Below are 13,133 nucleotides of genomic sequence, written 5' to 3'. Positions count from 1 at the left end.
CGTTTGACTCGGGACGGCTCGCCCCACCGCTTACTTGATCTTGTTGCCCGCCGAGCGCAGGTTCTGCGTGGCCTCGACGACGCGCGCGGCCATGCTCGCCTCGGCCAGCTTGCCCCAGGTGCGCGGGTCGTAGGTCTTCTTGGAGCCGACCTCGCCGTCGACCTTCAGGACACCGTCGTAGTTGCGGAACATGTGGTCCGCGACCGGGCGGGTGAAGGCGTACTGGGTGTCGGTGTCGAGGTTCATCTTCACCACGCCGTTGTCCAGCGCGGTGGCGATCTCCTGCTCGGTGGAGCCGGAGCCGCCGTGGAAGACGAAGTCGAACGGGGACTGCTTGCCGTACTTGGCGGCAACGCCCTCGTTCAGCTCCTTGAGCAGCTCGGGGCGGAGCACGACGTTGCCCGGCTTGTACACGCCGTGGACGTTGCCGAAGGAGGCGGCGAGCAGGTAACGGCCCTTCTCACCGAGGCCGAGCGCCTCGGCGGTACGGATCGCGTCCTCGACCGTGGTGTAGAGGGAGTCGTTGATCTCGTGCGAGACACCGTCCTCCTCGCCACCGGTCGGGGTGATCTCCACCTCGAGGATGATGTTGGCGCGACGGGCCTGCTCGAGCAGCTCCTGGGCGATCGCCAGGTTGTCGGCCAGGGTCTCGGCGGAGCCGTCCCACATGTGCGACTGGAAGAGCGGGTTGCCGCCGGCCTTCACGCGCTCCTCGGAGATGGCCAGCAGCGGACGTACGTACCCGTCGAGCTTGTCCTTCGGGCAGTGGTCGGTGTGCAGCGCGATGTTGACCGGGTACTTCTCGGCGACGATGTGCGCGAACTCGGCGAGGGCGACCGAGCCGGTCACCATCTCCTTGCTGTACTGGCCGCCCAGGAACTCGGCACCGCCGGTCGAGATCTGGACGATGCCGTCGCTCTCCGCCTCCGCGAAACCGCGCAGGGCCGCGTGCAGGGTCTGGGTCGAGGTCACGTTGATGGCCGGGTAGGCGAACTTGCCTGCCTTCGCCCGGTCCAGCATCTCGTTGTAGACCTCGGGAGTTGCGATGGGCATCTGTCCGCTCCTTGGTATGTGCGGGTTGGCTGGCTGCGTACTACGGCCCTGACCTAGACCTTGGGGGTGACGTCATCGTCGGCCCCATCTTTCCAGACGCGGCCGGATGCTTTGCCCGCACTGTCCGGCTTGTGGACAACCGGGTCAACGCCCTGTGGACAACTCGTTCGCGTCAGTCGAGGCCCAGCTCGTCCTTGGAGTAGGCGAAGAGGTACGGCACCCCGGCCCCCTCCTGGATCTTCTCGGCGGCGCCGGTGGCCCGGTCCACGATCGTCGCCACCGCGACGACCTCCGCCCCGGCCTCCCGCACCGCCTCGACGGCGGCCAGCGGGGAGCCGCCGGTGGTGGAGGTGTCCTCGACGACCAGCACCCGCCGGCCGGCGATGTCCGGGCCCTCCACCCGCCGCTGCAGCCCGTGCGCCTTCGCCGCCTTCCGTACGACGAAGGCGTCGACGCGCTTCCCGCGCGCGGCGGCCGCGTGCAGGATGGCGCCCGCGACCGGGTCGGCGCCCATGGTGAGCCCGCCGACGGCGTCGAACTCAAGGTCGGCGGTCAGATCGAGGAGCACCTGCCCGACCAGCGGTGCGGCCTCCCCGTCGAGGGTGATCCGGCGCAGGTCGACGTAGTAGTCCGCCTCCAGCCCCGAAGACAGGGTCACCTTGCCGTGCACCACGGCCTTGTCCTTGATCTGCTGCAGCAGCTCGCCGCGTACGTCCGTCGTCATGCCAGCCAGCTTAGAGGCGGCGCCAGGTCCAGGTCGTCGAGGCCTCCAGCGGCTCCAGGGGCGTGACCAGCCGGGGCATGCTGTTGAGGCCGTCGGGCGGTCCGGTCTGCGGTTCCACGCATACGGCCGCCTCCTGCTCGTCGTAGACGACGACCCACTCCTCGCGGCTGGCGACCTTCAGCTCCAGTTGGCCCGGCCAGGTGAGCGTCACCTCGACGCCACCGGGCATACCGAAGCAGTCGTCCCAGGGGCCCGGCCCGGGCTCGACGCGATTGCCGGTGGGGAGGTGGTCCTCGCCGCGCTCCTCCTGCCAGGCGGGCGCGAAGTCCACGCGGACGTCGTCGCCTCCCAGGTTCCGGTTGAACCACGGGTGCCAGCCGATCTGGGCCGGGAAGGAGGAGTCGATCGTCTCCACGGCCATGGTCAGGGTCAGCGAGTCGGGCGTCAGCTCGAACTGCTGCGTGACACGGCCGGCATACGGCCAGGGCGCCACCAGGTCGTACGTGATGACGGCCTCGTCGGTGTGCACGCGCGCTGTCCTCCAGGCGCCGTCGCGGGCGGTGCCGTGGATCGCGTGCGGCGGGGAGTTGAGCGGCATCTGCTGGACGGTGGCCCCGTCCCGGAACCGGCCGTTCCTGATCCGCCCGCACCAGGGAACCATCGGAAAGCACCCGAACCGCTCCCCCTGCCGCAGCAGTTCGATCCCGTCGACCCGCAGCCCTCCGACCCGCCCGCCGTTGCCCGGCAGCACGGTCACCTCCGCGTCGCCCGCGGTCAGCGTGATGTCTCCGTTACTCACGGGACGACCCTACTGGGGCGATCAAGGGCACCCGAACGCCCCGGCTCCGCCCGCCCCCGGGAACGGCTCAGCGCCGGCGCCGCAGCACACGACCGACCACGATCGCCGACGCCAGGACCACGGCCGCGGCGGGCGCGGCCCACCGCAGCGGCGAGCCCGGAGCGACCGTCTGCGGCGCGGGGACCGGGGCGTAGCGTCCACGGGGCGGCGCGTGGTCGACCTCCTCCGCGCTGCGCCCGATCATCGTGCGGCGCGCGTGCGCGGCTTCGGCGGGGGGCCGGGAGGGGTCGGTGTAGTCGTCGGGGAGGGAGGCGGCCGCCTGTTCAGGCTCCTCGGCCTCGGGCCCCGTCCCGGCTTCGATGCCGTCCCCCGTCCCGCCCTCCACCTCGTTCTCCTCCGCCAGTGGGTCGAGTGACGGCGGGGGCACCTCGGTGTCGAACACGGACGTGTGCCCCGCCGGCTCGGACGCCTCGGGCTGCTCGGGCTGCTCCGATGCCTCGGGCGGCTCCGACACCGTCGCCAGGTTCTCCCCGAAACGGTTCAGCAGGCGGATCACGGCGGAGGCGACCGCGTCCGCGGACAGCTCCGTCAGACGCCCGTCCGCGGAGGCCGTCCCCTCGAAGGCCAGCGTGGAGCCACCCTCGGCGTCCGCCACGCGCAGCGCCAGCGCCAGCTTGACCGAGCCGGTCCCGCGCGTCTCGGTGGCGTCGCCCTCGGCGGCGTAGGACCCGTCCTCCCGCGGAGTGATCCGTACGGTGCCGCGGTAGGTGACGGAGTGGCTGCCGACGCGCACCTTCAGCCGCCCGGAGACGGGTTCGGCGCCGGCGTCCTGCTGAAGCCCGGGGACCGCCCGGGCGACCCTCGCGGGATCGGCCAGCGCCTCCCTCAGCCGCTGGGCCGGAACCGGAACGAACACCTCATGCTCCATGTCGGCCGAGCCTACCCAGGACGCCGGTGCCCGCACCCCCGTTGCCCGAAAGTGACCGCGCGTCGCCGTCAGGCGCTCCCCGGTGTCACCAGCCCCGTCTCATAGGCGACCACCACCACCTGCGCCCGGCTCGCCAGCCCCAGCTTGGTCATCGTGCGGTTCAGATGGGTCTTGACCGTGGCCTCGCTGATGAACAGCCGGTCCGCCGCCTCCGCGTTGGTCATCCCCCGCGCCACCAGCTTCAGCACCTCCACCTCACGGGTGGTCAGCGCGTCCAGCCCCGTCGGCGGCCGCGGTGTCCGTGCCGTCCGGGTGAACGCCTCCACCAGGCGACGGGTGACCACCGGAGCGAACAGGGCGTCGCCGCCGTGGACGGCGGTCACCGCGGCGAGGAGGCGTTCGGGGCCCGCGTCCTTCAGCAGGAAGCCGGAGGCTCCGGCGCGCAGGGCGCCGTAGACGTACTCGTCGAGGTCGAAGGTGGTGAGGACGAGGATGCGCGGGGGCGGGTCACAGGCGGCGGCGAGGATGCGCTCCGTCGCCTCGATGCCACTCATGCCGGGCATGCGGATGTCCATGAGGATGACGTCGGGGTGGGTCTTCGCGGCGAGGGCGACCGCCTCCGCGCCGTCGGCCGCCTCGCCGACGACCTCCATGCCGGGCGCCGCGCGCAGCAGGGCGACCAGTCCGCCCCGCACCAGGAACTGGTCGTCGACGACCAGGATCCTGATCGCCCCTTCGTCCGTGCCTGTCTCGGTCATTCCGCGACGGTGTCTCCCCGGCGTGCGGTCCGTGCGGACGTCGGCAGGGTCAGATGCACGCCGAAACCCCCCTCGCTGCGCGGGCCGACGACGATCGTCCCGCCGTAGAGCTTGGCCCTCTCCCGCATGCCGATCAAGCCGTGTCCGCCGCGCTGCCGCTTTCTGGCCGGAATCACCCCCTCCCCGGTTCCGTCGTCGATGACCGAGGCCGTCATCTCGCCTGCCCGGTAGGCGAGTTCGACGGTGGCGTGCGCGCCGGGCGCGTGCTTGAGGACGTTGGTCAGGGCTTCCTGGACGACCCGGTAGAGGCAGAGCTGGACACCGGGGGGCAGGGGGCGTGGTTCGCCGGTGACCGTCAGGTCCACGGGGACGCCGCCGGCCCGCACCCGCTCCACCATCTCGGCGAGTTGGTCGAGGCCGGGGGCGGGGGCGCCCTCGGCCTCGCCCTGGACGCCGTCCGCGCGCAACAGGCCCAGCATGCGGCGCAGTTCGGCGAGGGCTTCGGCGCTGGCGCCCTCGATGGCGTCCAGCGCGCCGCGCGCGGTGGGTGCGTCGGAGGTGAAGACGAAGCGGGCGAGGCCCGCCTGGACATTGATGACCGCCATGTGGTGGGCGACCACGTCGTGGAGTTCGCGGGCGATACGGACCCGCTCCTCGGCGACCTCCCGCCGCGCCCGTTCGGCCTGCTCGGCCTTCAACTGCCGGGTCAGATCGGCCGTTCGGCGGGCGGTGTGGCCGAACCACCACAGCACCAGCGGGTAGGCGACGGACTGGGCGGCCACCGACGCCATCGAACTGCCGTCGGTGACGACACCGGCGTAGACCCAGACGGCGGCCATCAGGGCCGCGCAGACCGCCGTGGCGCGGGTCGGGCGCAGGGACGCCACGGTGTAGAACGCCAGCATGGGGCCGAGGGAGTTGACCACCGGCCAGCCGCCCCGGCCGACGTAGACGACGCAGACCGCGAGGACGAAGACGCATATGGTGACCGGGGCCCGGGTGCGCAGGAACGTCGGCAGGTTGGCGAGGGCGACCAGCGTCCAGTCGAGGGTGTCGAGTGCGGGCCAGCCCTGGCGGACGGCCTCCCTGCCGAGCAGGACGGCCACGGTCGTCTGCGCCGCCGTGATCAGGCCGTCGACGACGAGTGGGTGGATCCGCATCGCCGCAGCGTATCCCCGGTGCTCCGGCGGGGGCGTCAACCTTCCGCGGTACCGCGGAAGTTGCAGGAACCGCCCGTTTACCGCAGGGGTTGGCGCGTGGTTCCAACCGTCGCGGGATTCGGGGAGGTGTGGGGCGGCCGTAGCTTCATGGTGCGGGCCGCAACGGGGGACCAACGGGGGAACCACGGCTCGTTCTCGGGAGGGAACGGCACATGTCACTTCGCACCAGGGCGCTCGCGCTCACCGTCGTCGCCACCGTCGCGGGCGCGGTGGCGCTGGGCGCGACTCCGGCGTCGGCGAGCATCTCGCAGGGGTTCGTGTCCGGGACGGGGGCCGTGGACAACGACTGGACCGACGAGGGCACCCTGTCCTCCACCAGCCACTCGCACAGCAACGCGACCGCGCTGGTGCAGGAGATCCTGTGGGCCGAGGGGGTGAAGGAGAGCAACGGGACGAGCTTCGACTGGGCCGATGTGGACGGCAAGTACGGGCCGAACACCACGTACGCCGTGAAGCAGCTGCAGAAGCACTACAACAGCTACCACCTGAGCAATCCGCTGGTCGTCGACGGCAAGGCGGGGCCGAAGACGCTCGGCGTCGCGGACTGGTGGCTCGTCGACAACGGCGACGGCACGGTCACCTACCTCGGCTACAAGCACGACGTGACCTTCAAGCGGACCGGGGGGAAGTACTACGTCAAGGTCAACAAGACCAAGGGCTGGAAGCTCGCCTCGTACAACACGCTGAACGTCGTCTGAGCGGGGGGGCGACGGGGGCAACGGGGGAAGCGGGGGGCTGCGGGGGATGCGGGGGAGTACGGCGGTCCGTCCCGAGCGGGGGACGGGGGGCGGGCCGCCGTGCACGCACGCGTACCGGGCAGGAGACGCACGCGTACCGGGCAGGACACACACGCGTACCGGGCAGGAACGGTACGTCAGTTGGTGTAGCGCGGGTGCACCAGCGTCGAGGGCGGCAGTCCCGGCAGCCGGGTGCGGGCCGCCGACCGGGCGTCCGTCGCCAGGGAGGCGGGGGTGAGGGTCCCCGGGTGCGGGGGCCGGGGGTCCAGGCCAAGACGCGGGGTCGTGCCGGCCGCGGCCAGGACGAAACCCCAGTCACGGGGGGCGCGGTGGGCGCCCACGGTACGGTCGGGGCCGGCGGCGAAGCGGGCGTCGCGGCCGTCGACGTCGTACGGCACGGGGTGCAGGCCCACGGCGCGCAGGGTGGCGACGACCGTCCAGAAGACGCGCGGGCGGGTGGAGAGTGCCCCGGCGTGCACCACCAGGCGGCCGCCGGGCGCGAGGACGCGGCGGGCGAGGCCGTAGAACTCCTCGGAGTAGAGCTTGGTGCTGGCGGTGATGCCGGGGTCGGGCAGGTCCGAGATGACGACGTCGTACGCCGCTCTCGGCGCCGTGCGCAGCCAGCGGAAGGCGTCGGCGGTCGTCACGCGCACGCGTGGGTCGTCGTAGGCGTGGCGGTTGAGGCGGGAGAGGGCCGGGTCGTGGCGGGCCAGCCGCACCACTCCCGCGTCGAGTTCGACCACCTGTACCCGCCGCACTCCCGGGTGGCGCAGCACCTCGCGGGCGGCCAGGCCGTCGCCGCCGCCGAGGATCAGCACGCGCGCGTGCGGGCCGTTCATCGCCGGGTGGACCAGCGCCTCGTGGTAGCGGTGTTCGTCGCGGCCGCTGACGCGCAGGCGGCCGTCGAGGAAGAGGTCGAGCGGGCGGCCGTCGGTGCCGCCGGTGAGGACGACCTCCTGGACGCCGGTCTGCAGCGCCACCCGGACGTCCCGGCCGTAGACCGCGTGCCGTGCGGCCCGCTCGAAGTCGTCGACCAGGGCGGCGGCGGAGGCGAGCAGGCCGAGGACGGTGAGGTTGGCGATCAGCAGCATCCAGCGGGCGCGGGGGCTGAGGTCGCGGCGGAACAGGCCCAGGACGAGGGCGCCGCCCGCGATCGCGTTGACGGTGCCGGTCATCAGGGCGCCGGTCAACTGGCCCAGCAGGGGCAGCAGGAGGAACGGGAAGGCGAGGCCGCCGACGAGTGCGCCGACATAGTCCGCGGCGAACAGGTCGGCCACCGCGCCGCCCGCGTCCTGGCGCCGGATGCGCTGGATCAGCTCCATCAGGAGCGGGACCTCGGCGCCGATCAGCAGGCCTATGGTCAGCGAGAACGCGACCAGCAGCCAGCGCGGGCCGCTCGCCCACAGGCCACCCCAGTCGCCGGTCCACGCGAAGACCGCGTACAGCGCCATGGCGCTGCAGCCGCCGACCAGGGCGAGGGTCGCCTCGATCGCGCCGAAGCCGACGGCGGCACGCCAGCGCAGCCGCTTCGCGGCGAGCGAGCCGATGCCCATGGCGAACACCATGACCGACAGCACGACCGAGGCCTGGGTGACGGAGTCACCGATCAAGTACGAGGCCAGGGCGACCAGTTCGAGTTCGTACACCAGTCCGCAGGCCGCGCAGACGAACACGCACGCGAGGACGAGGAACCGTCCGGTGGCCGGCCGCACGGGCAGCCGCGCGGGCGCCGCCCAGGGGGGTGGGGGGCTTGGCGGGGCCGGTGCGTGCGGTTCGATCACAACAGCGACGTTACGTCACGGTGGAGTCACGCTTTGTCACCCACACGTGTGGAAGTGTGTTTGGGTCGGCGTGACCGGAGGCCGCCTCCACGGGGCGGGCGCATCGGTCCGAACGGCGTCGTCCTCGAACGCCGGACGGGCTCGTCCTCGAACGCCGGACGGCCTCGGCCTCAAACGCCGGACGGGCTGAGTTTCGCCTGACGTGGGCCGAAATCGACGGTCGGCACTCGCACCCCGACCCGCGTCCGCGTGGCCACCAGCTGCCCGTCCTGCGGGTACGCGTGCCAGGTCCGCCAGTGGACCTGGCCCTCGTGGCGCTGGGCGAGCATCGCGGTGAAGGCGTGCGGGCTGCCGGGGAAGACGCCGGCCAGACCGTTCGGGTGGTCGGAGACCAGGGCCAGCAGCTCCTGGGCGCGGCCCGCGAAGGAGCCCGGTGAGAGGACTTCCACTCTCGCCGCGAACTCGTACTCCCAGTCCCCGACGCGCTTGGCGACGCCCAGCGGCAGCGGTGTACTGCTGCCGGGGATGCACGCCACCGTCTCCGAACAGCTGCCCCGCTCCTCCTCCAGGAGCACCTGGTGGGAGGCGCCGAGGAGTCTCAACTGAAGCTTCGCCCCGGCCAGTTCGAGGTCGAGCGTGGCCAGTGCCGGAAGCGGCTCACGCCCCAGTGCCCAGGCGAGGTCGGCCGCGCGCGTGTCGGTGTACGAGGTGTTCAGGGTCGTGAGCATGGATCGGCTCCGCTAGCACGCAAAGAAAGGGAGGTGTGGTCCGGCGCATCCCGGTCGGCACCGGGAGATCGCCCGGTCAGCCCAGTCGTGGCTCGGATCGGCCTTGCGCAGGACGTCCGAGGGCTGCGTCAGGTGATTTAGAGGGAATCATGAACGGTGGCACCACCACAGCGTTTTTACCCAAGTTCGTGGGGTTTCCATCCCTCCGTGGGCTCCACAGCTCAACTGTTCAACCACGGCGTACGCCACGGCGGCCGTGGCGTACGCCGGAGCGCGCGAATCCGCCGCGCGCGTCAGCTGCCTCTCCCGCGCGTCAACTTCCTCCGCCGCGCGCGTCAGCTGCCTCCCCCGCACCCTCCGCCGCCCCCGCAGGACGATCCGCCGCCGCATGAGGAGTGGCCTCCGCAGGAGTGACCCCCACCGCAGGAGTGGTGCCCGCCCGAGTGCCCCCCGGAGTGGTGGCCGCCGGACGATCCGCCTCCGCCGTCCCCGGCCCACCAGCTCCCGCCGGAGGAGCTCGCGCCGCCACTGCCGTAGGACCCCTTGCGGTGTCCGCCGCCGGTCCTGCCCCTGCGCGCCGCCGACGCGACGACCCCGATGAAGGCGAGCGCGAGCGCCGCCACGATGAACACGGTGAACATGCGCCACCGTCCTTTCGAGTCCCCCGAAGCGTCCCCCGTGGGCGCCTCGTGCTGTGCGTGCACGGGGGATGCCCCGCCGTCTCACCAGCCAAAGCGGAGTTGAGGAACTCCAGAGCTTCGGCGCAGGATGGCCCGCATGACCTCCAGCACCCGCCCCATCCTCAACCGCCGGCTCGCCGAGTTCGGGACGACGATCTTCGCCGAGATGTCCGCGCTGGCCGTACGGACGGGCTCCATCAACCTGGGCCAGGGCTTTCCCGACACGGACGGCCCCGAGGAGGTCAGGGAGGCGGCCGTACGGGCGCTGCGGGACGGGCGCGGCAACCAGTACCCGCCGGGCCCCGGCGTCCCCGAGCTGCGCGGCGCGATCGCCGCGCACCAGGAGCGGCGGTACGGACTGTCGTTCGATCCCGACTCCGAGGTGCTGGTCACCGCGGGCGCCACGGAGGCCATCGCGGCGGCCCTGCTCGGCCTGCTGGAGCCAGGCGACGAGGTGGTCGCCCTGGAGCCCTACTACGACTCCTACGCGGCCTGTATCGCGATGGCGGGCGGGACCAGGGTCCCCGTCACGCTGCGGCCGGACGGCGGCTCCTTCCGGCTGGACCTCGACGAGCTGCGCGCCGCCGTCACCGACCGCACCCGGCTCCTGCTGATCAACACCCCGCACAACCCCACCGGCACGGTCCTCACCCGCGAGGAGCTGACCGCGATCGCCGAGCTGGCGGTGGAGCGGGATCTGCTGGTCGTCACCGACGAGGTCTACGAGCACCTGGTCTTCGACGACGCCGAGCACCTCCCCCTCGCGACCTTCCCGGGCATGCGCGAGCGCACGGTCACCATCGGCTCGGCCGGCAAGACCTTCTCCTTCACCGGCTGGAAGGTGGGCTGGGTGACCGCGGCCCCGGCGCTCACCGCCGCCGTACGCTCGGCGAAGCAGTTCCTGACATACGTCAGCTCGGGGCCCTTCCAGTACGCGGTCGCCGAGGCCCTGGCCCTCCCGGACGCGTACTTCACCGCCTTCCGCGAGGACATGCGGGCCAAGCGGGACCTGCTGACGGCGGGCCTGAGGGACGCGGGCTTCGAGGTGTTCCGCACGGCGGGCACGTACTTCATCACCACCGACATCCGCCCCCTCGGCGAGTCGGACGGCTTCGCCTTCTGCCGTTCCCTGCCCGAGCGCGCCGGCGTCGTCGCCATCCCGAACGCGGTCTTCTACGACCACCGGGAAGCCGGCGCCCCCTTCGTACGGTTCGCCTTCTGCAAGCGGACATCAGTGCTGGAGGAGGCGGCGGAACGGCTCCGCAAGGCATTCGCACACTGACGGCGCTCAAACGGAAATCGCGCGTCAGCGCTGCCAGGCGGACTCCGATGCCGGGCGGGGTGCGGTGAGCAGGCCCGCGAGCAGTTGGAGGGCAAGCATGTGGTCGCCGTCTCCGGCTGAGGTCGTGCCGGTCGCAGTGGCACAGGGCGTCGAGCAGCGTCGGGGCGTCGGTGTCGGCCGGTTCGCCGATCAACGGAGCGTGGAATCCCTCGGCAAGCAGGCACGGGTGTGTGAATACGGCGTCGCCTGGGTCACATCACCCCGGACCTGGTCACGGCCGTACGTTCGGCGAAGCAGTTCCTGACACAGGGCCTCCAGGCAGGGATGCGCGTTCGGCAACGGCACCCGGCACAGCTCTTCCCAACCGGCCGCGGCCTCCGAGTGCTCAGGTGTCGTAGACGGTAGAGCGATGCCCGACGTGTACGACCCACACCACCAGCTCGCCGTTGTCGATTGTGTAGATCACGCGGTAGTCGCCCACCCGCAGGCGGCGCCGGTCGGGCTGGGAGACGAGAGCCGTGGTGTTGAACCCCAGCGGGTCGCTCTCCAGCTCGGTCAGCTTGGCCAGAATGCGGAGGGCCATGTCTCGCGGGACCTTGCGGAGTTCGGCCTGAGCCTCGGCTCGGAAGACGGTGCGGTACTCACTCACTGCGCGCCAGCGTCTCCCTCATGATGTCCTCGATCGGGATGCCGGGTGCCGGGTTGGTCATGCGCTCGTCGATGATCCGGTTGATCTCGCGCTCTTCCCACTCCTGGTATTTGCGCAGCACCTCGATGGACACCACGGCGGCGACCTGCTTGCCGCGCCGGGTGATGACGGTAGGCACGTCGTCCCGGTCGGCCCGCTCCACGACCTCGGCCAGGTGTGCCCGGACATCGCGGATCGACTCTATGGGCATGGGCTGCGTCATGCACCCAAGGGTACCGGGTGTCCCATGTGTACACAACGGCGGGGCGATCACCTGTGATCCACCGGTTCCGCCCGCGGCCGCACGGTAATGTACGCCGCGACGCCGACCGTGACCGCGCTGCCGCGCATCTGGGCGAGCGCGTTGGAGATCACCGTGAAGTCGGCCGTCAGCCGGGTGCGGACGTGGATCACGCCGGAGGCCGGAGCTCCGGCGTCAGCGCGCGAGGGCGCGTTAGACTGCGAGTCAGCCATTGGGAAGGTCGAAGCTTCCTGATCGGTCAGGCCCTCGTTCGGGACGGCAATCCCGGCCGGGGGCCGAAGTCTGTGTGCTGTTGTCGCGGCGAACGTAACCGTCCGTATCCCGCCCCTGCAAGCCGGTCACTCGGACGAGTGACGCGAGCCGTGCGGCCGGGGAGGGCGGGTGGGCGGGTAGTTCTTTCCCCCGGTTCTTTGGGGAGGCCAGCGGCCTGCCGGGCCCTCGCGGACAGGGGTCCGGCGGACTCAGGGAAGGTGGGTCCCGGCCTTCAACTCGCCTATGAAGGCGGTCCAGGCAGCGCCTTCGAAGCACAGCACCGGACCGTGCGGAACCTTGCTGTCACGGACGGGGACGACGGTCTCCTGGAATCCGTCGGCCACCTCCACGCAATCGCCACCCTCCTGATTGCTGTAGCTGCTCTTGCGCCAGGTGACGCCGGTCAGTTCGGGACGGGAGATTCGAGCCACGGCGGTTGTCCTCCAGCACGGATCGGATCATGTCCAGGGACATGAGCGGGGGCAGGGCTTCCGCCCGCAGTCGATCGTAGGCCAGCGAGCACCGCCTGACCTCGTCCGGATCCTCGATGAGTTGGCCGTAGTGGGCCCCTTCGGTGTAGGCGACCTCCGAGCCGTCCGGCATGGTGAGGACGGTGAGCGAGCCGCCCATCACATCGTGCTCGCCCTGGTCGAATGGCAGTACCTGCACAGTGATGTGACGGTCCCTCATGGTTTCCAGCAGTCGTTCGAACTGCTTGCGCATCACCGCCTGGCCGCCGACGGGGCGCCGGAGCACCGCTTCGTCGAGAACCACCCACAACTCGGGCCGGTCCGGCCTGCGGAGGCGTTCCTGCCGCCCCATTCGAACGGCGACCCGCTCCTCCAACTGCTCCTTGCTGCCTAGCGTCAGACCGACACTCAGCACCGCCCGCGCGTACGGCTCCGTCTGCAACAGACCCGGCACCACATGCGCCGCGTACTGCCGAATGACCACCGCCCGCTCCGAGTACTCCATGAACCGCCGCGACCAGTCCGGAAACGCCTCCCGGTACACGTACGGCCACAGCTCCACCAGCAGATCGTCCGCACCGAGCGCCGCGTCCAGCGCCCGCGCCAGCTCCAGCGTCGGCTTCGCTCCGGACGCCCGCTCGATCTGCGTGATCCGCGTACCCACGACGTGGACCTTGTCGCCCAGCTCGGTCTGCGTCAGTCCGGCGGCGAGGCGAAGTCTGCGGACCCGCGCGCCGAACAGCGCGGCCATCGACGTACTGGGGTCAATTC

General features: G+C 71.4%; 16 protein-coding genes. 2 read left to right on the top strand and 14 right to left on the bottom strand.

Annotation, left to right across the window (positions count from 1 at the left end; genetic code table 11):
• Positions 1-30: 30 nt before the first annotated feature.
• The 6 genes from fbaA to ABZT17_RS11415 form a co-directional block, all read right to left on the bottom strand.
• The gene (fbaA, locus tag ABZT17_RS11440; protein ID WP_356346772.1) at positions 31-1,053 is read right to left on the bottom strand and encodes a class II fructose-bisphosphate aldolase; all 1,023 of its coding nucleotides are present in this window, start codon (positions 1,051-1,053) and stop codon (positions 31-33) included.
• A 172-nt stretch (positions 1,054-1,225) separates the two neighbouring features.
• Positions 1,226-1,777, bottom strand: coding sequence for an orotate phosphoribosyltransferase (gene pyrE, locus ABZT17_RS11435; protein WP_356346770.1), 552 nt, complete (start codon positions 1,775-1,777; stop codon positions 1,226-1,228).
• Positions 1,778-1,787: 10 nt separating this feature from the next.
• Positions 1,788-2,576: an aldose 1-epimerase gene (locus ABZT17_RS11430; protein WP_356346768.1), complete on the bottom strand. Its 789-nt coding sequence runs from the start codon at positions 2,574-2,576 to the stop codon at positions 1,788-1,790.
• A gap of 67 nt (positions 2,577-2,643) precedes the next feature.
• Entirely contained in the window at positions 2,644-3,504 is an 861-nt protein-coding gene (locus tag ABZT17_RS11425; RefSeq protein WP_356346766.1) for an SRPBCC domain-containing protein, read from the bottom strand.
• A gap of 68 nt (positions 3,505-3,572) precedes the next feature.
• On the bottom strand, positions 3,573-4,262 hold the full coding sequence (locus tag ABZT17_RS11420) for a response regulator transcription factor (protein ID WP_356346764.1): 690 nt from the start codon (positions 4,260-4,262) through the stop codon (positions 3,573-3,575).
• Positions 4,259-5,422: a sensor histidine kinase gene (locus ABZT17_RS11415; protein ID WP_356346761.1), complete on the bottom strand. Its 1,164-nt coding sequence runs from the start codon at positions 5,420-5,422 to the stop codon at positions 4,259-4,261. Before ABZT17_RS11415 ends, ABZT17_RS11420 begins: the two co-directional genes overlap by 4 nt.
• Positions 5,423-5,634: 212 nt before the next feature.
• On the opposite strand from ABZT17_RS11415, the gene ABZT17_RS11410 reads away from it, so the two are divergent.
• On the top strand, positions 5,635-6,180 hold the full coding sequence (locus tag ABZT17_RS11410; protein ID WP_356346759.1) for a peptidoglycan-binding domain-containing protein: 546 nt from the start codon (positions 5,635-5,637) through the stop codon (positions 6,178-6,180).
• A gap of 176 nt (positions 6,181-6,356) precedes the next feature.
• Here the strand turns inward: ABZT17_RS11410 and ABZT17_RS11405 are convergent, their stop codons facing one another.
• The 3 genes from ABZT17_RS11405 to ABZT17_RS11395 all read right to left on the bottom strand — a co-directional run bounded on the left by ABZT17_RS11405 (position 6,357) and on the right by ABZT17_RS11395 (position 9,369).
• The gene (locus ABZT17_RS11405; protein WP_356346757.1) at positions 6,357-8,000 is read right to left on the bottom strand and encodes a polyamine aminopropyltransferase; all 1,644 of its coding nucleotides are present in this window, start codon (positions 7,998-8,000) and stop codon (positions 6,357-6,359) included.
• A gap of 170 nt (positions 8,001-8,170) precedes the next feature.
• On the bottom strand, positions 8,171-8,728 hold the full coding sequence (locus ABZT17_RS11400; protein WP_356346755.1) for a DUF2617 family protein: 558 nt from the start codon (positions 8,726-8,728) through the stop codon (positions 8,171-8,173).
• 335 nt (positions 8,729-9,063) lie between these two features.
• Positions 9,064-9,369, bottom strand: a complete 306-nt coding sequence (locus ABZT17_RS11395) for a hypothetical protein (RefSeq protein WP_356346753.1) — start codon at positions 9,367-9,369, stop codon at positions 9,064-9,066.
• A gap of 127 nt (positions 9,370-9,496) precedes the next feature.
• Here ABZT17_RS11395 and ABZT17_RS11390 point away from each other — a divergent pair, with 127 nt between their 5' ends.
• Positions 9,497-10,690 carry a pyridoxal phosphate-dependent aminotransferase gene (locus ABZT17_RS11390; RefSeq protein ID WP_356346751.1) on the top strand — a complete coding sequence of 398 codons (1,194 nt, stop codon included), beginning with the start codon at positions 9,497-9,499 and terminating at the stop codon, positions 10,688-10,690.
• Between the two features lie 385 nt (positions 10,691-11,075).
• Here the strand turns inward: ABZT17_RS11390 and ABZT17_RS11385 are convergent, their stop codons facing one another.
• The 5 genes from ABZT17_RS11385 to ABZT17_RS11365 form a co-directional block, all read right to left on the bottom strand.
• Complete coding sequence (locus ABZT17_RS11385) at positions 11,076-11,339, bottom strand: type II toxin-antitoxin system RelE/ParE family toxin (protein WP_055521710.1); 264 nt, start codon at positions 11,337-11,339, stop codon at positions 11,076-11,078.
• Complete coding sequence (locus tag ABZT17_RS11380; protein ID WP_005483715.1) at positions 11,332-11,601, bottom strand: type II toxin-antitoxin system Phd/YefM family antitoxin; 270 nt, start codon at positions 11,599-11,601, stop codon at positions 11,332-11,334. Before ABZT17_RS11380 ends, ABZT17_RS11385 begins: the two co-directional genes overlap by 8 nt.
• 47 nt (positions 11,602-11,648) lie before the next feature.
• A complete protein-coding gene (locus tag ABZT17_RS11375) occupies positions 11,649-11,792 on the bottom strand; it encodes a hypothetical protein (RefSeq protein WP_356347010.1) in 144 nt (47 codons plus the stop codon).
• Positions 11,793-12,101: 309 nt separating this feature from the next.
• Positions 12,102-12,236 carry a DUF397 domain-containing protein gene (locus ABZT17_RS11370; protein ID WP_356346748.1) on the bottom strand — a complete coding sequence of 45 codons (135 nt, stop codon included), beginning with the start codon at positions 12,234-12,236 and terminating at the stop codon, positions 12,102-12,104.
• Positions 12,196-13,113 carry a helix-turn-helix transcriptional regulator gene (locus ABZT17_RS11365; protein ID WP_356346999.1) on the bottom strand — a complete coding sequence of 306 codons (918 nt, stop codon included), beginning with the start codon at positions 13,111-13,113 and terminating at the stop codon, positions 12,196-12,198. The genes ABZT17_RS11370 and ABZT17_RS11365 overlap by 41 nt, the downstream gene beginning before the upstream one ends.
• Positions 13,114-13,133: the final 20 nt, after the last annotated feature.

The sequence above is a fragment of the Streptomyces sp. NPDC005648 genome (assembly GCF_040605395.1).
Taxonomy (GTDB): Bacteria; Actinomycetota; Actinomycetes; order Streptomycetales; family Streptomycetaceae; genus Streptomyces.
The sequence above is the reverse complement of the archived record's forward strand: the minus strand, read 5'-3'. Positions and strand labels throughout refer to the sequence as shown.